The sequence below is a fragment of the Leifsonia sp. NPDC056665 genome, assembly GCF_042791795.1.
Lineage (GTDB): Bacteria > Actinomycetota > Actinomycetes > Actinomycetales > Microbacteriaceae > Leifsonia.
On the sequence record NZ_JBHTXK010000001.1, the window covers coordinates 196472 to 219684 of the forward strand.

Annotated in this window: 18 protein-coding genes; 5 read left to right on the top strand and 13 right to left on the bottom strand. The window is 64.7% G+C overall.

Translation table 11 applies throughout. The features are described from left to right. Positions 1-233 precede the first annotated feature (233 nt). From ACFQ9V_RS00845 to ACFQ9V_RS00855, 3 genes are all read left to right on the top strand, one after another. Positions 234-2912: a family 78 glycoside hydrolase catalytic domain gene (locus tag ACFQ9V_RS00845; protein WP_382457293.1), complete on the top strand. Its 2679-nt coding sequence runs from the start codon at positions 234-236 to the stop codon at positions 2910-2912. Between the two features lie 28 nt (positions 2913-2940). Continuing rightward, complete coding sequence (locus tag ACFQ9V_RS00850; RefSeq protein ID WP_382457294.1) at positions 2941-5373, top strand: beta-glucosidase; 2433 nt, start codon at positions 2941-2943, stop codon at positions 5371-5373. 93 nt (positions 5374-5466) lie between these two features. Continuing rightward, positions 5467-6054, top strand: coding sequence for a TetR/AcrR family transcriptional regulator (locus ACFQ9V_RS00855; RefSeq protein ID WP_382457295.1), 588 nt, complete (start codon positions 5467-5469; stop codon positions 6052-6054). Positions 6055-6393: 339 nt separating this feature from the next. On the opposite strand, the gene ACFQ9V_RS00860 is transcribed toward ACFQ9V_RS00855, so the two are convergent. Beyond that, the gene (locus tag ACFQ9V_RS00860) at positions 6394-6531 is read right to left on the bottom strand and encodes a hypothetical protein (protein WP_382457296.1); all 138 of its coding nucleotides are present in this window, start codon (positions 6529-6531) and stop codon (positions 6394-6396) included. A 651-nt stretch (positions 6532-7182) separates the two neighbouring features. Further along, complete coding sequence (locus tag ACFQ9V_RS00865) at positions 7183-8511, bottom strand: glycoside hydrolase family 32 protein (RefSeq protein WP_382457297.1); 1329 nt, start codon at positions 8509-8511, stop codon at positions 7183-7185. Between the two features lie 203 nt (positions 8512-8714). On the opposite strand from ACFQ9V_RS00865, the gene ACFQ9V_RS00870 reads away from it, so the two are divergent. Continuing rightward, positions 8715-9440 carry an NADPH-dependent F420 reductase gene (locus tag ACFQ9V_RS00870; protein ID WP_382457298.1) on the top strand — a complete coding sequence of 242 codons (726 nt, stop codon included), beginning with the start codon at positions 8715-8717 and terminating at the stop codon, positions 9438-9440. A gap of 343 nt (positions 9441-9783) precedes the next feature. On the opposite strand, the gene ACFQ9V_RS00875 is transcribed toward ACFQ9V_RS00870, so the two are convergent. Together ACFQ9V_RS00875 and ACFQ9V_RS00880 are read right to left on the bottom strand one after the other, a co-directional pair. Further along, a complete protein-coding gene (locus tag ACFQ9V_RS00875; RefSeq protein WP_382457299.1) occupies positions 9784-11457 on the bottom strand; it encodes an MDR family MFS transporter in 1674 nt (557 codons plus the stop codon). Positions 11458-11493: 36 nt separating this feature from the next. Further along, positions 11494-12099 (bottom strand): TetR/AcrR family transcriptional regulator, encoded by a 606-nt coding sequence (locus tag ACFQ9V_RS00880; RefSeq protein WP_382457300.1) that lies wholly within the window; start codon positions 12097-12099, stop codon positions 11494-11496. Positions 12100-12443: 344 nt separating this feature from the next. Here ACFQ9V_RS00880 and ACFQ9V_RS00885 point away from each other — a divergent pair, with 344 nt between their 5' ends. Next, positions 12444-13280, top strand: coding sequence for an alpha/beta hydrolase (locus ACFQ9V_RS00885; RefSeq protein ID WP_382457301.1), 837 nt, complete (start codon positions 12444-12446; stop codon positions 13278-13280). A gap of 552 nt (positions 13281-13832) precedes the next feature. Here ACFQ9V_RS00885 and ACFQ9V_RS00890 read toward each other — a convergent pair. The 9 genes from ACFQ9V_RS00890 to ACFQ9V_RS00930 all read right to left on the bottom strand — a co-directional run bounded on the left by ACFQ9V_RS00890 (position 13833) and on the right by ACFQ9V_RS00930 (position 23210). Continuing rightward, entirely contained in the window at positions 13833-14534 is a 702-nt protein-coding gene (locus tag ACFQ9V_RS00890) for a hypothetical protein (protein WP_382457302.1), read from the bottom strand. Between the two features lie 449 nt (positions 14535-14983). Beyond that, entirely contained in the window at positions 14984-15436 is a 453-nt protein-coding gene (locus ACFQ9V_RS00895; protein ID WP_382457303.1) for a hypothetical protein, read from the bottom strand. Between the two features lie 435 nt (positions 15437-15871). Next, positions 15872-16312 carry a PhzF family phenazine biosynthesis protein gene (locus tag ACFQ9V_RS00900; protein ID WP_382457546.1) on the bottom strand — a complete coding sequence of 147 codons (441 nt, stop codon included), beginning with the start codon at positions 16310-16312 and terminating at the stop codon, positions 15872-15874. Between the two features lie 12 nt (positions 16313-16324). Next, positions 16325-16582 carry a hypothetical protein gene (locus ACFQ9V_RS00905; protein WP_382457304.1) on the bottom strand — a complete coding sequence of 86 codons (258 nt, stop codon included), beginning with the start codon at positions 16580-16582 and terminating at the stop codon, positions 16325-16327. A 101-nt stretch (positions 16583-16683) separates the two neighbouring features. Continuing rightward, complete coding sequence (locus ACFQ9V_RS00910; protein WP_382457305.1) at positions 16684-16845, bottom strand: hypothetical protein; 162 nt, start codon at positions 16843-16845, stop codon at positions 16684-16686. 11 nt (positions 16846-16856) lie between these two features. Next, positions 16857-17471, bottom strand: coding sequence for a hypothetical protein (locus ACFQ9V_RS00915; RefSeq protein ID WP_382457306.1), 615 nt, complete (start codon positions 17469-17471; stop codon positions 16857-16859). A gap of 140 nt (positions 17472-17611) precedes the next feature. After that, positions 17612-19270: a DNA polymerase gene (locus ACFQ9V_RS00920; RefSeq protein ID WP_382457307.1), complete on the bottom strand. Its 1659-nt coding sequence runs from the start codon at positions 19268-19270 to the stop codon at positions 17612-17614. A 58-nt stretch (positions 19271-19328) separates the two neighbouring features. Then, complete coding sequence (locus ACFQ9V_RS00925; RefSeq protein ID WP_382457308.1) at positions 19329-21893, bottom strand: hypothetical protein; 2565 nt, start codon at positions 21891-21893, stop codon at positions 19329-19331. Between the two features lie 786 nt (positions 21894-22679). Continuing rightward, complete coding sequence (locus ACFQ9V_RS00930; protein ID WP_382457309.1) at positions 22680-23210, bottom strand: hypothetical protein; 531 nt, start codon at positions 23208-23210, stop codon at positions 22680-22682. Positions 23211-23213 lie beyond the last annotated feature (3 nt).

Consider the following 23213-nt stretch of genomic DNA (forward strand, 5'->3'; position numbering starts at 1 on the left):
TGGTGCGCGCTAGTTGAGAACTATACAACGATCGTTGCACAGTCGCAATGCGACGGCTGCTGCATTCTCGGTGTACCTCCAGCAATCTATGCTGCACCTGTTGTACAGTTCGAGCGAACGTGAAACTTAGGTGGGTTCGAGGGTGAGCCGTTCGGCGTCCGGCGCTGGCAGCCTCCGAGAAACGGCCGCTCTTAGAGCGCCCCAAGCCGCTGGGCCTGAAACAGGAGACTTCAATGAACGACGTCGCTCGCACGAACCAAGCCGCTCCCTATGACCTGGTGGTCGAGACCGGCGGAGACACCTTCCCCGTCTCCGAGGCACGCCCTGAGCTGTCGTGGAAGGTGCCGCAGTACGTCCGGGAGCAACTCGGCTTCGAGCTGGAGGCGACAATTGGTGATGAGGCGCTCTCCTACGCGAGCAAAGGTGCCCAGCATCGCTTCATCACCTGGCCGTGGCGAGCCTTGGCCAGCACCGAACCGGTGAGATGGCGGGTCCGAGTGCGTCACTCTGGCGGGATGAGCCCATGGTCGGAGACGGCCTATTTTGAGGCCGGTCTGTTCGAGGCGGACTGGAGCGGGCAGTGGATCTCGGCACCCGGTGGGGCTGAGGCATCGGTCGGTAACCGCCCGGCCTTCGACTTCTCCACCCGCTTCGAGCTGGAAGGCCACGCCGTCCGTGCTCGCCTTTACGTTGCAGCTCTCGGCGTGTACGAGGCATTCGTCAACGGGGTGCGCGTCGGGACTACGGAGCTCGCCCCTGGTACACAGTCTTATGACCGAACTCTCTACGCCCAGGCCATCGACGTGACAGATGCGCTTCGCGGAGAAAACACCCTCACCATCCGACTATCGGACGGTTGGTTCCGCGGTCGCGCCGGCGCCTTCCGCAAAGAGGCCCTGTGGGGCACCGAAACGGCCATCCGGGCGGAGCTTCATCTGGACGCTGATGGAGTGACAAGCGTGGTCGCACGCACCAGCACGGGTTGGTCGGTGTTCGAGAGCCCTGTTCGGCAGGCCGATCTGATGGACGGGCAGGTCAACGACTTCCTCACTCCCCCGCGGCAGCTCGGCCTGGCCGTACCGTCGTCTGAGCTCCCGCCTTCGATCAGCTGGTCTCCCGCCCCGCCTGTGCGCGTGGTCGCCGAGCTGAAGCCGGTGTCGATTGCCCAAGTCGGAGACGACGACATCGTTGTCGATTTCGGTCAGAACGCTTCTGGACGCGTTTCGTTGGCGTCCCTCGGTGAGGCAGGCTCTAAGACGACCCTCGAATTCGGCGAGCACGTTGGCCAGGATGGAAAGCTGACCTTAAAGCACCTCGGCACCAACGCACCCGACGGTGAATTCGTCGAGTTCATCCAGCAGGACTCCGTGATATCCGATGGAAGCAGCTCTCGGTTCGAACCGCATCACACAGTGCACGGCTTCCAGTACGCCCAGATCCACCGCGAGGGCCTGAAGCTCAACGAAGCAGACATCAAGATGCAGGTCCTTCACAGTGACCTACGTGAGGTGGGCGGATTTGCCAGCAGCGATACCGCCCTGAACCGGCTCTGGGACGTGGCCAAGTGGAGCTTCCGCGGCAACGCTGTCGACATCCCGACTGACTGCCCGACAAGGGAGCGCGCCGGCTGGACTGGCGATTATCAGATCTTCCTTCCCACCGCAGTTCGGCTGTACGACGTCGATGGTTTCAGCAGGAAATGGCTTCAGTCTGTGCGTGACGATCAGATGGACGATGGTCGCATCGTAAACATCTCCCCCGACAACTCACGACTGCGCACGATCCCGGACCCGGGCGTCGATTTCGCCACCGGATCCGCAGGTTGGGGCGATGCGATCACCATCGTCCCCTGGGAGCTCTACAAGGCGTACGGCGACACCGCGGTACTCGCCGAGAGCTGGGAAGCCATGACCCGATGGGTCGCATTCGCGCTGAAGGCTGCAGCGGAAAACCGCCATCCTTCTCGCGTCGCGCGCTCCGCTGAGCCGCAGCCCCACGAGAAGTACGTCTGGGACGGGACCTTCCACTTCGGCGAGTGGCTCGAGCCGACGCCGATCGCCGAGGACGGCACTCCTGGCTCCACCATGCCGGACCCCATCGCCTGGGCGATGGCGGACAAGGGCGAGGTCGGCACCGCGTACCTCTTCCGGTCGGTCTCGGTCCTTGCCAAGGCCGCGCAGATCCTTGGCCGCGATGATGACGCCGCCCATTACCGCGATCTTGCCGAGAAGATCCGCAACGCGTGGCAACTCGAATTCATTAACAGTGACGGTCGCACACCGGATGACAAGCAGGCCAGCTACGTCCGCGCGCTCGCGTTCGACCTGGTGCCCGAGCACGTCAAGACGCAAGCGGTAGAGCGGCTTGTCGAGCTGATCGAAGCGGCCGACGTGCACCTCGGCACCGGATTCCTTTCCACCGCCGATCTACTTCCGGTTCTCGCCGACAATGGTCACGCCGACCTTGCCCACCAGTTGCTTCAGCAGCGCACCTCGCCGTCGTGGCTCGGCATGATCGACCGCGGCGCGACGACCATCTGGGAGGAATGGGAAGGCGTGGACCGCAATGGCAACGCTCACGCCTCCCTGAATCACTACAGCAAAGGCGCAGTGATCCGCTATCTCCACTCGCACATCCTCGGCCTGCAGGCCAACGAGGACTCGATCGCATGGGAGTCGTTCACCGTCCAGCCCGTCATCCCGGAAGGAATGACCTGGGCATCGGGCTACTTCGACAGCCCGCAGGGTCGCATCGACATCGCCTGGGAACTTGGCGACGAGGACGGCGCGCTGCGCGTCGAGGTCCCCGGTGGCAGCAGCGCGACCCTCGTCTGGGGCGATCAGCGCGTTGACGTGGGTCCTGGAACCCACAAACTCCGCGCTTCGCGCGTCTCCGACACCATTTCCATCTGACAGACCTATCGACGAAGAGGAACCGCCGATGACTTCCACCCCGACGACCGCCACCGCACTTGAGCGGGCGACCGAACTCCTCGCCCAGATGACCCTCGAAGAGAAGGCTCAGCAGCTAACAGCGATCATGCCGTTCGGCCTGCTGAATGTGGCCGGACCGACCCCGGAACAGCTCCAGAACGAGCTGGCCGGCGGGATCGGCCAGATCAGCATGTTCTCGATGATGAGCCATCTTCCTCCTCTGGAGCTTGCTCGCACGGCGAACACCATCCAGCGCTACCTGGTGGAGAACACCAGGCTGGGCATCCCCGCGATCATCCACCTCGAGGCGCTGAATGGTCTCGTGGCGCGGGGATTCACCACCTTCCCCACAGCGCTGGGGCTTGCGGCGACGTGGAACCCGGCCGGTGTCGAGCAGATGGCACAGATTCTCGCCAAGCAGATGCGCGCCGTGGGGCATGCGCAGGCGCTCTCCCCCGTCATGGACGTTGCCCGCGATCCTCGTTGGGGCCGCGTCCACGAGTCCTATGGCGAGGACCCGTACCTGGTCTCAGCCTTCTCCGTGGCATACACGCGTGGCCTCCAAGGAGACGACCTGACCACGGGCGCCCTGGCCACCGGCAAGCACTTCCTCGGCTTCGGAATGACGGACGGCGGCCAGCACATGGCGGCGACCACTGTCGGGGGCCGGGAATTGCGCGAGGTGTATGCGCGCCCGTTCGAAGCAGCAATCCGCGAAGCGGAGCTGGGCTCGATCATGAACTCTTACTCCACCGTCGACGGCATTCCGGTCGGCGCGAACCGCGGCATCCTGGAGCAACTGTTGCGTGACGACCTGGGCTTCGAGGGCACAGTGGTCTCCGACTATGGCACCATCGCCAACCTCGCCGACCGACAGGGCGTCGCCAAGGACCTGAAGGACGCCGGACGACTCGCGCTCGAAGCAGGCCTCGACGTCGAGCTGCCGGACACCAAGGCGTACGGCCCCACCCTCGTCGAGGCGGTCCGCGAGGGCCTTGTATCCGAAGAGCTCGTTGACCGGTCCGTGCTTCGCGTGCTCCGCGACAAGTTCGCGCTCGGCCTGTTCGACAACCCGTTCGTCTCCGAAGATCCTGAAGTGATCAACGCGGTTGCGACCGAAGGTGGCGAGCTCGCAGCGCAGCTGGCACGTGAGTCGGTCACGCTCCTGCGCGACGACAGGAGCGTCCTCCCGCTCGCGAAGACAAAGCAGCGGATCGTCGTCGTCGGCCCGCACGCCGAAACGATCGACGTCAGTTTCCCCGGCTACACCTACTTCGCAGCCCTCGCCATGATGGCAGGCGCTGCTGCCGGCGAGCAGTCCAACATGGCCGGCGCGGAGGATTCCGGCGAGGCAGCCCTCAACCCCGACACAATGGCAGCGCTCGGCGCACAGCTCGGACCGATCCTCGCCGACGGACTCGACACGTTCGCGCGAAAGACCTACGGCGCCATGTCGTTGACCGACGCACTCAGAGTCGTCAGCCCTGACGCGGAGATCACAGTCACGGCCGGCTGCGGGATCCTCGACGACGAGCCGGCGGACATCGACGCTGCCGCGGCGGCTGCCCGGCGAGCCGACGTCGTGATCCTGGCACTCGGGGGCCGGCCCGGTTGGTTCGGGTCTCGAGTGACAGAAGGCGAAGGAAGCGACCGGGCCAATATCGATCTGCCAGCGATTCAGGTCCAACTCGCGCGGGCGATCGCAGCGACCGGCACACCTACCGTCGGCGTCGTCTTCACGGGCCGCCCGTTCGCGCTGGGCGAGCTCGCCGAAGTGCTACCAACCCTTGTCTACCCCTTCTACGGCGGTCAGGCGGGAATGCAGGCAGTCGCAGAAGTCCTCTTCGGTGACGTGAACCCATCTGGCAAGCTGCCGTTGAGTCTGCCGCGACACTCGGGTCAGGTTCCGCTCCACCACGGGCAGCACCTCGGAACCGGGTACCGGCGTACGGCCACGGACGCACATAAGGCGTACACCGACATGCCTTCCACTCCGCTCTTCCCGTTCGGACACGGACTCAGCTACACCCAGTTCGAGTACTCGGATCTGGTCGTTGCCGACCACCTGATCAGCACGAGCGATTCAATCGCCGCAAGTGTGACCATCACCAACGTGGGCGACCGCGATGGCACGGAGATCGTCCAGTTCTATGCCTCGCACCGAGCCGAGCTTGTAACGCGGCCGGTGCAGGAACTGGTCGGCTTCTATCGACTCGAGCTGGCCGCGGGTGAATCGGCGACCGTCGAATTCTCATTCTCGACCGGACAGTTGGCTTACCTCGGCCGCGACGGCGAGTTCATCTTCGACCCGGGCGAGCTCGAACTCAGCGTGGGGTCGACCTCCGAGGACATTCGGCTGCGGGAAATCATCGAGGTCATCGGCACGGCGGCGGACTGGTCGAAGAGTCGACCGTTGTTTCCCACGATCACGCGGCGGTGAGATCGGCATGCCACCCTATTCAGCGTTCGTTGCAGTAGCGTTGATCGCGTGCCGACATAGGGTGGCATGCACAAAAGAAGCGAGATGTCCGCGATGAGTCAGATTGAGAACACCGATCCGCGATATGTTCGCTCGCGCCTCAAATTGCGTGCGGCGTTCCTCGAGCTTGCTCACGAGGACCCCGAAACGCTCACTGTTTCCGCGATCTGCGAGCGGACTGGGATCGACCGGGCGACCTTCTATCGGCATTTCGCGACCATGGACGACCTCATCGCGGACGCCTTGGGAGACCTCGCCGATCAGGCGAACCGTCAATGGGAGGCGACCTCGACCGGCAGCGGGAGTCAGCTAGACGAGTCGACCGCTATCTTTGTGATCTATCTGAAGCATGTTGAGGAGAACTGGGCGCTCTATCGATGGGCGCTCGGTCCCAACGGCAGCGCCAAAACGCTTCACGCGCTGCTGGAACGCTCCGCAATCGGGGTGGCATTTGAGCTCCATAAGCTAGATCCGACCCTGTCCGAAGAAGAGGTGGCGTTCAGAGCGTCGTTCGCGTCAGGGGGTATCCTCGGCGCTTGCGTTCACTGGCTCTCGACCGACAAGCCGTCAATTTCAGCCGAGGAGTTGGCCGCGCGCATCCTCGACATCTCTGACCAGCGTCTCCACCGCATCGTGGCTTAGGAATTGCTGCGCACGCGGCGCAACTGGAGTGTCACCTTCGCCACGAAGGTGAATGGCAGGCGCCGCCAACGACGAAAGGGTCCAGGCCGTGATCGGCCCACGCAGTCGAGGGCGGCGGTGCCCTGGGTCTGTTGCAGGATTGGCCTGCACGCGTACCTTCTTTGTGATCAGGATCGCAGGATGCGGACGAACTCGTCGTGTACTCGTCTCGCTTCCGGGGTGGCCGCGGGCTGAACCTCACGGCGTGAATCGCATCGGGGGCGTAGGTGAAGCGGCCGCTGTTGCCTGCCCGTCGCAGGCGACGGTAGGCGTCCAGCGTTTGAGCCAGCAGGAGATCTCCTATGCACCTCGCTGGGCGATCGTCTCGGCGAGGACCTTCGCCACGAATGCCGGTGCGCGGGTGGCGTCTCCAAAGGAGGCGACCTCGTAGAGCGGGACGACCGCGTCGATCTCGGCAGCAATCGCGCACTGCGTCACGGCGTTCCATTGCGCAGTCGAGACGGGGTGCACGTATCCGCCGACGCGGAGGAAGACGACGGCGCGACCACGCTGCGCGTAACGGAGACGGGGGTGACTACCGGTGAATCGGCCACTAGCACCTCGCTCAAGCTGAATCGCTTCGCGATCGTCCGCGGTACCGGCGCCGGTACGGGCGGCCCGTCATCGTGGCGGCGGGCGGTCTCAGCTGCGACGTCCTGCCTGCTACATCGCGCGATGACTCGTTTGATGACGACTTCCATCGGCAGAGCTCAAATCGACATGGAGTCCAGCTCCGCTGCCGTATGGATATCGACGCTAGCCGTCGAGGCAGCAGAGGCGTTCTTGATCGGAGCACGCACCACTTGGGAATAGAAGGTGGTTGAGTCACGCTCGCGTCTCGCCTGTAAGCGGCTCGGTTTGGCCGGTCACGAGCGCAGGCAGATTCGTACCGGCGGCACCCCGGGCCCGAGCGGTGGGCTTCAGTGAAGTTCTTACGGAGTCCGTTTTCCACACGCCGGAGTCCGGGTCGTCGCGGCACGTTCACGCGGGCGTGTCGGGATGACGTCCAATCGGCCGTTCGTGTACGCAACGGAAGCTAGCGCTCACACCAGAGAAGAGGCGCGTCGGCCGTTGCAGCCGCTGGGGACATCACACGAGCGGGTACACCACCGCTTGTTCGCTCCGCGTCTGCACTCGCGTTGGCTGACCATTCGGGTAAATGCGCGTGGAGAACAACCCAGCCGAACTTGCCATCTCGACGATCGGACCATCGAGAATCACGCGAATCGGCCCTGCGGCAGGCACCACCCTGACATTACTGCCGACAGTCACTTGTACCTCCCCTCTCTTCCGGACGAGCGAGATGATCTGCTCGGTCCCAGAGGTAACGACAAGTTCGTCATCGTCGTCGACGTCCCACAGTACATCCGCTGCGAACTCGGGCAGCATCCCGCTAGGAGTCGACTCACTTCGGTGCGCCGCGACATCCGGATGCGGCGCGGCGACCAGTCGGTCGTTCTCAAGGGAAAGCACGAACGGCACACTGTGAGCTCCGGCCCACCCCTCTTCCGGCTCCTGGTTCTCGCGCAACCAGAAGGTCACGCAGGGCCGTGCTGCGGCGTCGAGGAAGAACGTCGGGGCGTAGTAGCTGTCGCCATACGTGAGCCGTCCCCAAGTTTCCGGCTCGAACACCCCTGATTGATAGCTCCCAATCGCGTACACGACGTGGAAGGGGCGGTTGTCCTGCCAAGCGGACGTGAGGATTACCGCGCGGCCGTCGACTTCGAAAACTTGGGGGCATTCCCACAGAGCGCCCGTCCAGACCGGATCTTTCTCGTTGCCTGACCGCTCCAGAACGATGCCGTCGTACTCCCAGCTCGCCAAGTCCGCCGACGTATACGAGATGGCCATCGCGGTCCCATCACTCCTTCCGGCCCCTACTACCATCCTCCATCCGTCTGTGTCGCGGTGGACGTACGGATCACGGAAGCCGACCAAGTCGAGCGACCGAGGCGCCTCCACAAGGACGGGGCCCTTCTGCCACTGCATCCAGTCTTCGTCAGCGGGCTGGGCGCTCCGTATCCGAGCCTGCGAGAAGTCAGGTGCGGTGGCAGTGGTATAGAAGATCGTCGCTTGACCGTCGGCCACAACCAGCGACCCGCTCCAGATACCGTCATCCCCGTCTCCGGGGAAAACCGCCGGCTCGACCTCGGTGAGGCTGAGCAGATCACGCCCAACCGCGTGCCCCCAGTGGCATTCGACCGACCAAACAGTCTTCTCGGGCACGTACTGGTAAAACGCGTGATACGCACCTTCATGGAAGGTCACTCCGTGCGGATCGTTGATCCATCCTGCCCGTGGCGTGAAATGCAGCTTCGGCCTCAGGAGCTCGCTCAGTTGTTTCGGTGCCGGAAGATGACTATTGGCCGCTCGCGCGCCCGCGCTCGGAATCGCCACCGGCTCGAGAATTTCGGACATCGTTCCTCCTTGAACAAGTGAACGAAGGACATCGAGCCGATTTGTCGGATCGGTAGCATCCATTCGCCAACCAGACTATACAACACCTGTCGCATTGCTATTCCGCTCAGCGAAGGTTTCAGAGTCGAGCTGTGAGATGATGACTAAGTGACAACTGTTGCAGAGGGGCCGATCGGTAGGCTTACGCTTTCTTGGAGCGCTCGATGACAACGACTCGCGTGGGAATCGTCGGCGTCGGATACCTTGGCTCGAATCTGGCCAGGCTCTGTGTCGCTGCGGGGGCTGACGTCCTCCTAGCGAACTCCAGAGGTCCCGAATCATTGACCCCCATCGTCGAAGAACTCGGGTCTCGCGCTTCCGCCGCGGACATCACGGCGGTCGGTCAAGAGTCCGACCTCGTCGTAGTTGCCATCCCCTTCGGCAAGTATGCGAGCCTGCCCCCCTCAGCACTCTCGGGCAAAGTCGTGGTGGACGCAATGAATTACTTCGCATCACGGGATGGGCAGATGCCAGCGCTTGACTCAGGTGAGACCACTGCGACCGCGCTCGTTCAGAGCCACCTCAGCGAATCGGTCGTAGTAAAGGCATTCAACAACATCGACTTTCTCCGGCTTAGCGCACTTGCGCGCCCCGACGGCCACCCTGAGCGAACAGCCCTTCCCGTGGCGGGAGATACCGAGGAGGGAGTCGGAACAGTTGGCGCCTTCATGGAGAAGATCGGGTTCGATCCCGAATATATTGGCGATCTGAGCGAGAGCTGGCGAATTGAGCCAGGTTCCCCTGCTTACGTTGAGCCATACATGAGCTTCGAAGGCGAGGCTGAGAATTTCTACGAGCGTCTTATCGGGGCGAGGCCTGTTCCTGTGTCCAGGTCGCTGCTGCGATCGCTACTCGCCGACGCGGAACGGACGAATCCCGTCCAGTCGTAATCACGCGCAAGTCAGTCCTGGCTGGTGAGGGCCGCAGGCCGAGGTCGATGCCGGCAGCCCTTCCTCTACGGCCCGTGCCGGAGGCGTTCGAGAACTTGGCCGATCGTCACAAGAGCCCGCGACGAAGATCTTCAATATCTGATCAGAGAATCGGGCACCTTTTCGCGTAGCCCAACCGGCTCTCAATCGTGCGCTAAGAGGCGCGCGGCCAGTTGGCTGGCCGGCTCGAGTCACTGAGCAGATACTGCGTCTTTTGCGAGGCCGACCCTGCGCGAGTCCTTCAGGTGCTGTGGACGCTCGCACCCGCGGGAGGCGGGGTGTCGCCCGTCTCCCGCGGGTTTCCTCATCGTCCGACCGGGTCCGCGTCGCGGAACGTGTCGACGTCGAGGTCTGGGGCGGCGGCTTTGCGAGGAGCCTTTCCGCGCTGCTCGGCCTCCAGGCGCTCGGCCTCCTCGCCGCCGATCGCCTCGCCGCGGGCCACCAAGCCCGACTGGTCCGACAGCGGGATCTGCTTGAGGAACAGAGCCAGCAGGAACGCGACCGCGATGAACGGCAGCAGATACCAGAACACCGGCGCGAGCGCGTCCGCGTAGGCGTTCACGACGCCCGTGTGGATGGCCTCCGGGAGCTTGTTCAGCGCCTCCGGGCTCAGCGTGGATGTCGCGCCCACCGCGTCGGACGCCGAGGCACCCGCCTTCGTGAACACCGCCGCCAGGTTGTCGGTGAGGCGCGCAGTGAACAGCGTCCCGAACACCGCGGTACCTAGAGCGGCGCCCACCTCGCGGAAGTAGTTGTTCGTGGACGTCGCGGTGCCGAGCTGGGCTGCAGGCACGGCGTTCTGCACGACCAGCACGACGACCTGCATGATCAGGCCGAGGCCGGCGCCGAACACGAACAGGTACACGCAGATCAGCCAGATCGCGGTGGAGGCCGCGAGCGTCGTCATGCACACCATCGCGATACCGGTGAGGATCGTGCCGACGATGGGGAACAGCTTGTACCGACCGGTGCGGGTGATCAGGGCGCCCGACAGGATGGACGTGCCGATCAGGCCGACCATCATCGGGATCATCAGCAGGCCGGAGGCCGCGGCGGAGGTGCCCGACGACATCTGCAGGAAGGTCGGCACGAAGCCGATCGCCGCGAACATGCCGATGCCGAGCGCGAGCCCGATCGCGGTCGCGTTGATGAAGATCGGGTTCCTGAACAGGCTCAGCGGGACGATCGGGTCCTTCGCCTTCGCCTCCGCAATCACGAACGCGACCGCCGCCGCCAGCATCCCGACGCCCCACGCCCAGGTCGCGAGCGACCCCCAACCGTAGGCCTTGTCGCCGCCGAAGTCGGCGAAGAAGACCAGGCAGGTCGTCGCGATCGAGAGGAACACGATGCCGAGGATGTCGATCGGCTGCGTCGCCTTCTTGGTCGGCAGCGTCAGCGCGAAGATCGCGATGACGAGCGCGGCGATCCCGACCGGGATGTTGATGTAGAACGCCCACTGCCAGGTGAGGTGGTCGACGAAGAACCCGCCGAGCAGCGGGCCGGCGACGGCCGAGAGGCCGAAGATCGCGCCGAGCGGGCCGAGGTACTTGCCGCGCTCGTTGGCGGGCACGATGTCGGCGATGATCGCCTGCGACAGGATCATCAGCCCGCCGCCGCCGAGACCCTGCAGCGCGCGGAACACCACGAACGTCCAGAAGTCGCCGGCGAAAGCGCAGCCGACGGAGGCCGCCGTGAAGATCGCAATGGCGCCGATGAACAGCCACCGCCTCCCGAGCACATCGCCGAGCTTGCCGTAGACCGGCATCACGATCGTGGTAGCGAGGATGTACGCGGTGGTGATCCAGACCTGGTGCGAGACGCCGCCCAGGTCGCCGACGATGGTCGGCATGGCCGTGGAGACGATGGTCTGGTCGAGGCTGGAGAGCAGCATCCCGGCGATCAGGGCGCTGAAGATGATCCAGATGCGGCGCTTGGTGAGCAGCATCGGAGCTGGCGGGGCGGCGGTAGCGGTAGTCATGGTGTCCGTTCCTTCCTGGGGGTTGTCGGGTGCTGACTAGAAGAGTTCGCGGACGGCCGCGAGACGGCCCTGCACGATAGTCGGGAAGTCGTCGCTGGAGTCGGCGTCGTGCTTGAAGTACTGCTCCATGCTCGTGCGCATGACCGCGCCGACGAGCTGCACGGCGGCCGCCGCCCGGAGGTCACCGACCGGGAGGCCCTCCCGGCGCTCGACGAGCTCGATGTCGCCGCGCTCGCCCTGCCCCGCGAGCTGGAGCATGTGCCCGATCAGCCGCGGCTCGCGCTCGAACGCCTGGATAAGCTGCGCGACCTCCGCCGCCGTGATACCGCCGAACGACCAGCGCTCGAGGTGCAGCGCGATCAGGTCGTCGACGAGGCGCGGGATGCCGCGGGCGCCTGCCGCCGCGAACCGCTCGGCCGCGCCGGACTCGTCGAGGTCGACCGAGACGCCGATGACCGCATTCTCCTTGGACGCAAAGTAATTGAAGAAGGTGCGCCGCGAGACGCCAACCTCGTCGCACAGCTCCTCGATCGTGAAGCCGGTGAGGCCGTGCTCGATGGTGAGCCGGCGGGCCGCGTCCTTGAGTCCCTGGGCTGTCTCGGCTTTGCGCCGCTCCCGGGTAGAGATTGCACCTGAGGTCATAGAGTGCAAGTTTGCACTGCTGAGCTGAAAGTGCAATGTGAGTATTCTTGCGCGGACGATACTGACGCCCATTTCCGCCGGCCGACGCCGGTGAAGGACCAGCTAGGTCAATGCAGCTACGGGAACCGAGTCTTGCCAATTTCGATGACGACCCACGTCGCCTCGGCGAAACGACCCTCCTTCACGAGACCTCAATACAACACATGTTGCACAGCAAGTGCCCCGCGTGAGAGTCTGACGAAGTGACGGACTCCGCAACGACGCCCTTCCCTGTTCCGACCAGTGTGAGCCTCGAGGCACAAGCGATTCTCGCTGCACCAGTGACTCGGCCGACCTATCCGCCGGTGAGCGATACCACCAGTTGGCTTGAATACATCAAGGCAGGCGATGACGCGTCCCTGGCATTCATTCCGTCGGTTCCTGAGAGTGTCGACGAGGAAGTTCTCGAAATCGAGGGTGCCACGGTCTACGTTCACCGCGCTCCCGACGTTGTTGAAGGCGGCCCGATCTACCTGAGCCTCCATCCGGGCGGGCTCATCAACATGGGAGGCGAGGTTTGTCGACGGATCGGCGCTCTAAGCGCTTTGTCGATGGGTATGGAAGTGTGGAGCGTTGACTACAGAATGCCGCCGATCCACCCGTTCCCTGCCGGGCTCGACGACAGCGTTGCCGTCTATCGGCATCTAGTCGCGACCAAGGACCCTGAGGACATCTTCGTCTCCGGCGTCTCGGCCGGTGGCAACATCGCAGCGGCGACACTGTTGCTGGCCAAGGACGAGGGGCTTCCGATGCCAGCTGCGCTCTACCTCGGAACCCCCGAGCTCGACCTGACAGAGTCCGGTGACACCTTCCAGACCCTCGCTGACGCCGACCGAGCGCTTGCAAGCCTGAAACACGTCAACCAGCTTTATGCCGCCGGGCAGGATCTCACACATCCGTACCTCTCCCCGCTATTCGGCGACGTCTCAGGCTTCCCGCCCACGTTGCTGTCCTCCGGCACGCGCGATATCTTCCTCTCCACCACTGTGCGCATGCATTGCAAGCTACGTGATGCAGGAGTGCTAGCGGACCTAGTGGTGTTCGAGGCGATGCCGCACGCTGGCTTCAGCGGTGGGACACCGGAAGACCTGCAACTGCAAGAGGAGATCAGGCGGTTCATTCACGGGCACCGCAGGGCCTGAGTAGCCACTCACGACCATGGGCGTCCTGGAGATCCGGCGCGCTGATCAAAAACTCAGGACACTTGTCGAATACCGGTTCAAAAGGCTGTCCGTTCGAAAACCGCGCACGGCGTTCACGCTGCGACGGTTTCTCCTCGCCTGGCCTGCACGCAGGCCTTTGACGGGGTCGGCTGGGTCGCCGTTCCGCACGGTTCCCGGACCGCTGTACCTGATCGGCACACGACCTCACAGCCGACGGCTCAGCTGTACCGAAGTCGAAACCCTCCCCGGCCTTCCTTCGAACACTTCCAAAACCCGCCAGGGCCGAAACTAGGATCCAGGCACAAGCCACGTCCCACGATTTGGCGTCGCCCACTTCGGAGTTGGTCGACGGTCGCCGAGGACCAGGTGGCAGCCTCCGCAATCCAGGAGCACCAGCTGACCTTGGACCAGGCGGCTGCGCTGATCGAGGTCGACAAAATGCGTCCCGGAGCCCAAATGCGTTTCAACGAGCCGTTGCTCGCGGCGCGCGTGCGCGCTCCTGGGTAAACGTCTAAGCGGGCGCCCAGGTGTTCAATCGGGCTCGGTTCGCGGCTTCACAAACTTGTGGGGTGCAGCTTCAATTTCATCTTGGTATCTACGGTTCCAGTCGTCGTATGTGCTGTAAGAGATCCCGACGCGATTCGTCGCGTCTTTCTTGGTTAGTCCCTTCGCGAGCAGTCGCCGCACTTGGAGAACCTGCTCGAATCGCATCTGCTTGCGCTCTCGGATGGATGCAGCGTGGGCTTCCCTTCGCCGCTGCAGACGCAGGGACTCCCCCATGGACATGTTCTTCTGTCGCCACACGCGAATCTGGCCGGCGGGAACTCCGCCCTCGATGGCCGGCCAGTCCCGAACTACAGGGTTGTTCGGGTCCAAGCGATTGATTTCTGCCTCCAAGGCCTTGATCCGTCGCAGAAGCGTGGTCCGCGCGGAGGCCTCGATGGTGTTGGTGAGCGCTGTGGCGGGCGCGAGATGCGGACCGTTCACGCACATTGTGTTGCCGCAAAGATGATGCACGGGAGGGAAGCTACTGAGGTCTCCGGGGAAGCCGTTGCTTGCCCAGCAGACGACGCGATGCACGTAGACGCCCGGGTTACGTAATACGTACGCGTAACCGTTGCGGTTCGAGTTGCCCTTCCAGATCAGGCAACCCGAGGCCTCGTCTCGTTCACTTCGGCTGTCGACAACGGCAAGGATGCCGTCGAGGTCACGTTCTCGTATGGCTCGACTCATCTCCCGGTACAGCGCAGGACGGGGCGTTACTTCTCCGGGCCGCCGGGGACGTTTGTTTCTAGCGCCGGTTCGTGCGGGCGGCTTCGATTCGGAATCAGGCTTTGGCGATGGTGTAGTCATTGGTATCGCTCCCTTCTCCGCGTCTATGCGCGGCAGGAACCAACAACCGCGCTCGACCACACCTCTTCCCTCGCTGAAAACCTCCCGCCCGGCCGACGGGGCAGGCTCAGCCGCCTCACATCTGGCTAGCCATCGACCGCCGTCGGGGGCCACGGCTGGGTCGCTACCGTACTCGGGCGCGACCAGTACCCGCGCTGGAACAATCGTCGGCGGGCGGGCACCGAGCGTTGATTCGGCCGCGCCCGGTGTAAACCTTTGCTGCGGTGGCCCGCCGGCCAACGGTGGGTTCAAAACGGTGGGCTGCTCTGTTGAGCTACCGTGCCTGTCCTTTACCCAAGCCGCCCCGCGGCGCCTCGATGGCATTCGAGGGTGATTCGTTGGCTGGTGAGGATGGAGTTCAGCAGTCCTTGCGGGTCGACGTTCGCGAGGGTGATGCGATATCCGTCTGCGAATGCGCGGCCAGGCGCCCGGTCGATGTCTGTGACCAGCCAGCCGCGCGTGTTCCGCTGCAGCCGCGCCTCGGTCGCATAGGGGACTCCTCGATACGAGTTGGCTACTCGATTGGTCATCCCGCTGACCTCGACGACCGCCCCGACCCGCGCCGCGAGAGGGATTCCCAGCGCGGTGAAGGTAGCCTCCACCCTCGTGGCGAACCGGAGAAGGTCGGTTGCCTGCAGGGTTCGCTCCCGGGCACGCCCCTCCACCTCTTCGATACGGGTCTGCAGGTCGGCGAGCACCGGCTCGTTATACAGTTTGAAACTCTTCACGGTGTTCTCTTCCATTCTGGGACTTAGGCCCTGTTGGGTTTGCCGTCGGAATCCCGCCGACATTCGCTCTATGCGGCGGCGACTCGGCCTGGTGTTCGCGAAGCGCTGCGCGATCTGCACCTCCACCCAGCCGGCATCACAGATGGCTACCCCGCGAAGCAGGGGCCTGCGCGTACCACCGGCGGCGCGACGCCGGGCGCGCCAGAAGACCCGGAGTCGGCTGAGCCGGCCCCCTCGCGCGAGCTGGACCACGCAAGAGTAGGAGGAACGGCGGGAGGACGACGTCGCCGTGTGACCAGCGATCGCCCTCCGGTGATGCGACCGGCCGAATTAGTGGGGCAACGTCGCGACGTAGATGATCCCGAGGACCACGAGCAACGACCGTTCCGCGATGCCCGCGCGGCTCACCGCCTGAGCTCGCGCCGCCGTTTGAGTACAGCTCCGTCAGGCTCAATCGGAGTCAAAGCGCGCCACCGTCCCGCTCACACGAACCCCTCCCCTGCGGCGGGACACTGACGCTGAGGAGGCAGGGCCACCCCCGTCGCCCCCCTGCTTGATCGCGACCGTAGCAGGGGTGGCGATATGGCCTCCCCACCGACGGTATGCGCCGAGGTCGGCTGCGGCCGACCCTGTCGCGGGGTCTTCCCGGATGGCTCCGCGCGAGAACGGGCTCCTGCTGCCGAAGAGCGCCCGCGACACGCGGTGCACGACGGGGACTGTCCCGTCCCAACCCCCTTGATCCTGGCTCCGGAGGACCTCGTCGGCGTCGTGGTCGAGCCGTTCCAAAGCGTCCGCGGTCACCCGGAGGACGGGATAAGGATTGCCGACCCGTATGAGAGCCGGCGGCAGATAGGGGTCGAGGTCCGCCCGGGTCAGGCCAAGCGCACGCAGGAGCCGGCCAGCCTATGTCGGCGACTCCTCGTCATCGTCGAGAGCGCCTCGACGTGTCTCGAAGCGCGCACTCTCCGCGTCGGCCTCGTGCTCGGCGTGGCCGCCAGCGGCACCCAACCGCTCCGCCCGTTCCTTCAGAACGAGATCCACGACACGTCTGACCTCGTCGACGCTTAGGCGGTAGCCGAGGTCGCCCAAGGCCGTCTGGACCCCGGAGAAGTCGGTGTCCGGCCGGCGGCGGCCCGCGGTCGTCGTGGTGCGAGCAGCCATTCCCACCTCCGATTCCCTGCGAGCATTTTACCGTGGGCGGTCGTACGATCCGCCGCACGCTCGCATTACGTCCGGCGGAATCTTTGCCGAGTGCGCTCGAGTCACCGCTTGACTTCGACGAGTCCGACGAAGTGCTCAGTGTTGCTGGTCCAGTTGCAGGTACCAATGACCATACTGGCGGTCAGCGGGCGCAGAAGCGCGGTCAAGCCCCTTCCGTATTTGGCAGCGGACGGCTCGTCGAGAAACGCCCACGTCTCGTTCATCCACAGCCCAGTTAGGAGAAGTCCACATGGTCTCTGGCTGATTGGACCGCGCTGATGAGCTCATCCATCCAGTCGGTGAGGTCCACGGTGGTGTCGGCGAGATCGACATTTGCGCGCGCATCGTTGGCCCGGATGAGCGTGTGTCCGTCCGATTCGGAGATGCGGACTGTGACGCGTCCCGCCCAGCCGCTCTTCTCCTCCGTCGCCGCGCTGCGCGAGTCACTCGGCGGTGGGGCGCAGTAGGAGGGCGCGTGGTTGGCGCAGTAGCACGCCTCTGGCTCCTTGTAGAACCGGATGAGGAGGTCGCTGCCGGAGGCGTCCAGGCTGAACATCAGCGTTTCCAAGCGCTCCTCGAGCGCTGACTGATGCTCACGGCGTGCCGCGTCGAACAGTTCCCGGTACGGGTCGGGCCGCTCCAGGTCTGCCCGACTGAACGGGTGACCGGTCTCCAGGCAGGTGAGGGCGCCGGGGGTCTCAATGATGATGAGCCCGTCGGTGTCGACGCGGGGCACGTACCCGTCTGTGCTGGCCAACGCCCGCAGGAGCAGCACACCTGCCCCACTCCCCCATTCGCCCCCGGAACCTCCGGAAGCGGTGCTCGCGTCGTTCTGGATGTCTGTGTCCATCTCTTTCCCTTCGGTTTAGAGCGCCAAGGCTTGGCGTCGTTACTTATCGACATGCGGCGAAAACTCGCAGCCGGTTCCGCGGCCTTCTCGCCGGCGAGGTGGTGCGGATGCGTTCGGCGGATTGCGCGGCTCTAGCGCTGTTATTTCCGCCAGGCAGCGCCAAGGATCTGTGCTTGCCCAGTTAGCGGGATCCCGTTGATTTGGGCGCACATCGTCTCTTGAAGGATCTGTCTAGCCTGTTCAGCGTGCGCCTCGGGAACTTCGACGACGAGTTCGTCGAACACGCTCAGCCATGCGGCGCGGGGGCCGAGCCGGTGTAGTGCCGCGGAGCTCAGCTCCAGGAACGCGTCGGCCGCTTCGCCCTGTATGCGGATGTTGAGGGCGGCGTGGTCCCCGCGCGGTGAGTAGGCGGATGGACGGCCGCTGGCGTAGGGATCGGGTCGGCGGCGGCGGGCGGCGGCGTTCAGTTGATCCCTGAACGACCTGAGTTGAGGGTATGCGGCCCACAACCCGTCGATCAGCTGCTGGGCGGTCGCGACGGTGGTGTCTGGCCCGAGCCGCTGCGCCAGAGTGGCGCTGCCGGATCCGTAGAAGGTTTGAAGCATTGCGGTCTTGGCGATGTCTCGATGTTCCTGGATGATCCCGCCTGCCTCGTCGGACGCGCTGGCGCCCCAGAGCCGGCGCGCGAAGCTGGTGTATAGGTCACCGCTGGCGATGTCCGCTGCGAGGCGTTGGTCGCCGGAGAGCGCGGCAGCGATGCGAGGCTCGATTGTGCTGAGGTCTAGGCTGACCAGCACTTTGCCGCGGTCGGCAATCAGCAGACCGCGCAGGTCGCGATGGATGTTTTGCAGCGCCGGCCTGGCGGAGGTGGAACGCCCGGTGATCGTGGCTCGCAGTTGCAGGTGGGTGTAGATCCGCCCGTTCTGCAGCGCGGACTTGATCTCCAAAAGCTTTGCCATCCGCGAGTAGTTCGACCGGGCCCGGCGGAACTTCCACCAGGCGTCCCGGGCTTCGCTCGTCAGGTCGGTCAGATTCACCTCGTCGATGGCGTTGCGGGCGAGGGTGGGGTCGCCGTGCTGGTCTCGGATCTCGATCCCGTAGCCGGCGAGCCAGTTGTGAATGCGGGCACGGTCAGCGGCCGTGGCCGCGGTGACAAGGTCGATACCGAATTCGTCAGTCAGTTGCCGCTTGCTGGTGTAGCAACTCTCGATCTCCGCCCGCAGCTTGTCCACGTCGACGCGCCAGCCGATCTGTTCCCGGTGACGCCACATCGCCTGCTGCTGGCAGGAGTGCAATGCGACCTTCCGCGCAGCCGCCGGGGAGCCGGTGTGCAGTTCGGTCACCAGCCGGGCGGTGAGGACTGCTGCATCCGCTGGGCTTGTCGCGGTGAACCCGAGCGGGTCAATGCGCGGGTCGCGTTCCCACCGGTTATCGGTGGTGGAGAACGGGCGCAACGTGTGCAGCAGTGTTGACGCGTCCCACAGCCAGGAATGCGCCTCGGCCCGCTGACCGGTCAGCCTCATGGCGTATGGGCCGGCATGCTCTGCACGAACCGTGCGGTGCGTGCCGGTGTAGCGCGTGCTCGTGACCCGGCCACACCATACTTTCCTTCCCGAGTCGGCGAGGACCTTGAATGCGGCGGCCGTGACGGCCCGGTTTCGCAGATCAATGATCCAGGTGGCTGTTGGGGTGCCGTCAGCCAGGTACAGTGCCTCGCCAGCGATGCTGGCCCCGATGACACGCCTGTCCGCCAGCCACTGCGAAAACTCGGTCAGCGTCTGTTCGGTGATGGTGTTCATGAGCGTTCTCCTGGTGGTGATGACGATGCTCGCGGTGATCCGACTGTGCTCGCCCCGATCATGTGTTGGCCTCGAGGCCAAGGAACTCGGAGTCGTCGGCGGCCTCAGCTGCGTTGTGTTCCCAGTAACTGACTGGGATGGCGATGCCCTCGATCGTGTTTCCGTGAATCTTTGACTGCAGGGTGAGCCGGTTCTCCCTTCGGTAGGAGATCGGGGAAAACAGTTTCGCGAGTGCCGTTGTGTCAGCGATCCGGTTGCCGAACCTCTTGCGGAGGGCATCGAGTGCGACGACCGGGTTAATGAAGACGTAGTTTTCGCGTCCGCCGCGTCCCTCGCAGCACCTGCCCATCGGCGGGCGGCGGTCCGCCCCCACGGGGAGCTCGAGACTCACGTTGACGCGGGGGTCCCCAATCAGGTAGGTCTCTCCTGAAGCGAGCACCTGCTTCAGGGTGGTGATGACGTCGCCCCAGGTCACGTCGCCTGCCTCTGCCGCCTTCTCGTTCTCGACGATGTTCTCCTCCAGGTGGGTACGGAACGCCGCCTCGAGCTCTGAGCGCTCCTCGGCAGTGATTGCGTGTATCGACTCGACATAGTCCAGCCAGATCCTGAAACCCAACACGAACACGGACCCGACCTCGGCGAAGCGGGTGGAGTTCACCAGCGGGCGCAGCTCCAGTTCGATCTGTTCTCGGGCGGCCAGTTGAAAAGCCCTCCACGGGGCCAGTCCGCCGGCAGCGTTGATCATGCCCGCCAGCCAGCGGATTAGGCATGCGGCGTGATACGGGGTGACCTCCTTCCCGAGCAGCTCCTTGAACCGCCTCGCGTCACCGGAGCGGTACGCGACCTTGGCCGGAAGTTCGACCTCGAAGACCCGCTCCTTGGTACTTAACGAGCCCGGCAGCCGGCCCTCGCCCGCGCTGATGAAGAAGACATCGGAGTTATCCGGTGGGGAGTTCGTCCACTCGTCATCGACCTTGACCGAAACCTGGAAACCGGCGGCTCCTCCCTCGTAGCCTCGACGACTCATGTCGTCGACCGCGGCAAGGACATCCAGCTGCCGCTTCGGGTCCTCCTTAGGGCGCTGGTCGTCGACTGTGACGAGGTTGTCGTGACGGCCGCGACCGATACGGCGCAGCGAGGCCGGGGAGCCATCGAACTTGCTCATCAGCTGGCCGCCGAACCCGTACCCGATGCCGGCGAACCCGGCAATCCCGGCCACACAGGTGGTCTTCCCCGAACCCGGCGGCCCCCACATGTTCAGCATCCCGCGCACCCCGAGGCCCGCCAACGAGTGCACGGCCCCGCCGAGCGCTGCTCCGAACTGGATCGGCCGCTGCATCTCCATCACCGCCTCGAACACGTTGCGAGCCACCATGCGCTCACGCTCCGGCGTAACGTCCCACGGGTCCGGGTAGACGGTTCCCTCCTGGCCAGGGAGGACGGAGCTGGCGAACTGTGTGTTGCCGTTCTCGGTGATCGCGCCGCCGACATGCAGATACCCCACCTCGGTACCGGTAAACCCGTCCTGCGTGTTCTCCAATTCGATCCAGCCGGTACGCTTGCGGCCCTGCCGCATTTCCAGCAACTCCTGGTCGGTGGCCCGGATCGCTTCCGCGATCGTGGCGCCGTTGCGCCGCGGGTCGTTGACAATGATGTTCGCTCCGTGCCCGCCTGGGAGCCTCTTCAGCCACCTCCGCGGGTACGGAAGGTCATCCTCCGAGACGTGCTTGATCACCGCCGAACGCGGGATCCCCTGGTGGTCGAACCAGCTGACCTCGATGTCGTGGTCCTGGGACACCGCCACGTCCTCGCCGCCATTACGGTCATCGAACGTGGTGCGGGTGACCCTGCGGTAAGCGGCCGCGCTCATCAGCGGGCGCAGCTGCTCGCTGCCATCCTCGTTAAAGATCGGGACACCGATCAGCCGCTTCTCCAAATCGACCTTCGCCCCGGCAACGTCAAACGCCGCGCGCTTCTTCGCCAGCTCCGCCTTCCGGTCCACCGCGTTCGCCGGCCGCCGCCCAGTGAGCAGCTTCGCGTCGCGGAGCGCGTTAACGAAGAGCTCGGCCCGGTCTTCTGCGTCTTCCTCGGCAATCAGGCGAGCCAGATCCTTAGCCTCCAGCACGGTCACCTTCGTTGCACCCCGCAGTCTGATAGCGCCGATCAGTGCCGTCACCGCATCCCAGTCCTCGCCGGAGGTTATCGGGGCTTCGAGCGCGAGCTTGACCTCGCCGGCCCTAGCCACCAGCTTCAATTCCTTCAGTGCCCGCTCGCCCCCGGCGTGCCAGGCGAAGATGGTGTCAAGCGCTGCCACCACCACACCGTCAGGAGCGATCGCACTGATCATCGCGACGTCGGCTCCGCCGGTGAACAGCACAGCATGGGCGGCTTGGCCTGAACCGCTGAGTGCGATGTGGGCCTCGGTGATATGGAGCGGCGTCGCGCCCGGCGACCCCACCATCTCCCCTCCGGCTGTCGGCTGTCGGCTGCCGGTACTGGCCGTCGCCGGGACGCTTTCGGTTCCTTCGCCGGCGGACGGTGGCGGTGTCGGCACGGCGCCGGGGACAGGGGCGAATTTTCGGTCGCTCTGTGGGGTGTCGTCGTGGGGGTGGGTGGTGTTCATGTGCTGTGGTCGCCTTTCCGGACTGTGTCGCAACGCGGGGTTCCGCGTCCGCCGAAAAGACATGCGGCGAAGAATGCACCGGACCTTGCGACCGTCCCTGGCCACGCCGATCCGCGGCGTAACTTCCCCTACTTCCACGCCTGGAAGTAACGCCGCCCCCGAAATCCGCGCAATCTGGCGGTCCGCCGCGGTACTTCCGCTATTTCCCTGTTTCCAGACGGTGAGTGCGTGTGGCCGACGAACACGCATATGCACGGGTTGGGAAAGAGTGGCCCGATGCTCTGGAGTGCATCGCCCTTAAGAGCAGTGATCGGTTGGAAACAAGGAAGTAAGGAAGCAACACAGACAAGACCCGCTATTTCATTGGGATCCAGAGCAGTTCTCTACTTCCACCGGTGGAAGCAGGAGGTCTCTGTGGTGGATGGAGCGGGCCATGACGCAGTGCCAATGGTGTCCCGGAAGGACCGGCGGCCTAGCGAACCCGCCCCGATCGCAGCGGCCGCGCCGGAATCCGCGCTGGCGGAGCGTGAGACGCAGCCGGACGCGGGCTTGCGGAACAGCATCACCGTCCGCGGCATGACCAGCACTCCCCAGGACGCTCACGGGCAAGCCGATCTCACCGGGTGACTGCCACAGCCAGCTCGTCCAAACTCATTTCGGCTCTGGCGGCGACCTGGGCCGCCAGCGGGCGGGTTCCTCCCCTCGCGGGCAAGAGTCGCGATCCGTGATCGGCGGCCGGCCCAGCGTCACACCGAAGTTGCGCCATGCCGCGCATGAAGAAGGTGATCACGGAAACAGCACTGAAGCGCGCGCAGAGCAGCGGGCTCCACGCCGAGGAGAAGAATGACGAAACACGAGCACATGCAACACGGCGACGAGGACCCCCAGCGCAGCCAGCCCACCACGGCTTGACCGGCTGACCTTCCAACCGTTGACACTGGCGAGGATGACAGCAGGCAACAATGCACCGTGTTCCTCGCGCACCGCACGGATAGAAAATTGATTCCCGGCCTGCAGATGGGCCGCGGCGCGATGACCGTCCAAGCGTGGGACCCCAGCAAGCGCGCCCCCGGGTTCACGCTCACCGGCGCCGACCTGATTCTGGATCAGGGCCGGCCATCCGGCATGTTGTGGTACCGAGACCAGGATCATCGAATCGTTCGGGTCGGCGTTCGCTGGAACCACGACCTCGAGCAGCTCGAATGCTTGCGCCTCCACCCCCAGGAGGCGCGACCCGCCGACGAAGTCGAAAGCGCCGAAGCGGTAGCACTGGAGCGCGACGCGAGATCTCGCATTGGGACTCTGGTCGCGATCCACGCG

Bases quoted from the DNA above. Each gene is read 5' to 3' on its own strand.
- ACFQ9V_RS00845 (WP_382457293.1), top strand. From the start codon at position 234: ATGAACGACGTCGCTCGCACGAACCAAGCCGCTCCCTATGACCTGGTG.
- ACFQ9V_RS00855 (WP_382457295.1), top strand. From the start codon at position 5,467: ATGAGTCAGATTGAGAACACCGATCCGCGATATGTTCGCTCGCGCCTC.
- ACFQ9V_RS00920 (WP_382457307.1), bottom strand. From the start codon at position 19,270: ATGAACACCATCACCGAACAGACGCTGACCGAGTTTTCGCAGTGGCTG.
- ACFQ9V_RS00865 (WP_382457297.1), bottom strand. From the start codon at position 8,511: ATGTCCGAAATTCTCGAGCCGGTGGCGATTCCGAGCGCGGGCGCGCGA.
- ACFQ9V_RS00925 (WP_382457308.1), bottom strand. From the start codon at position 21,893: ATGAACACCACCCACCCCCACGACGACACCCCACAGAGCGACCGAAAA.
- ACFQ9V_RS00910 (WP_382457305.1), bottom strand. From the start codon at position 16,845: ATGAACGAGACGTGGGCGTTTCTCGACGAGCCGTCCGCTGCCAAATAC.
- ACFQ9V_RS00905 (WP_382457304.1), bottom strand. From the start codon at position 16,582: ATGGCTGCTCGCACCACGACGACCGCGGGCCGCCGCCGGCCGGACACC.
- ACFQ9V_RS00895 (WP_382457303.1), bottom strand. From the start codon at position 15,436: ATGGAAGAGAACACCGTGAAGAGTTTCAAACTGTATAACGAGCCGGTG.
- ACFQ9V_RS00915 (WP_382457306.1), bottom strand. From the start codon at position 17,471: ATGGACACAGACATCCAGAACGACGCGAGCACCGCTTCCGGAGGTTCC.
- ACFQ9V_RS00870 (WP_382457298.1), top strand. From the start codon at position 8,715: ATGACAACGACTCGCGTGGGAATCGTCGGCGTCGGATACCTTGGCTCG.
- ACFQ9V_RS00875 (WP_382457299.1), bottom strand. From the start codon at position 11,457: ATGACTACCGCTACCGCCGCCCCGCCAGCTCCGATGCTGCTCACCAAG.
- ACFQ9V_RS00890 (WP_382457302.1), bottom strand. From the start codon at position 14,534: ATGAGTCGAGCCATACGAGAACGTGACCTCGACGGCATCCTTGCCGTT.
- ACFQ9V_RS00850 (WP_382457294.1), top strand. From the start codon at position 2,941: ATGACTTCCACCCCGACGACCGCCACCGCACTTGAGCGGGCGACCGAA.
- ACFQ9V_RS00880 (WP_382457300.1), bottom strand. From the start codon at position 12,099: ATGACCTCAGGTGCAATCTCTACCCGGGAGCGGCGCAAAGCCGAGACA.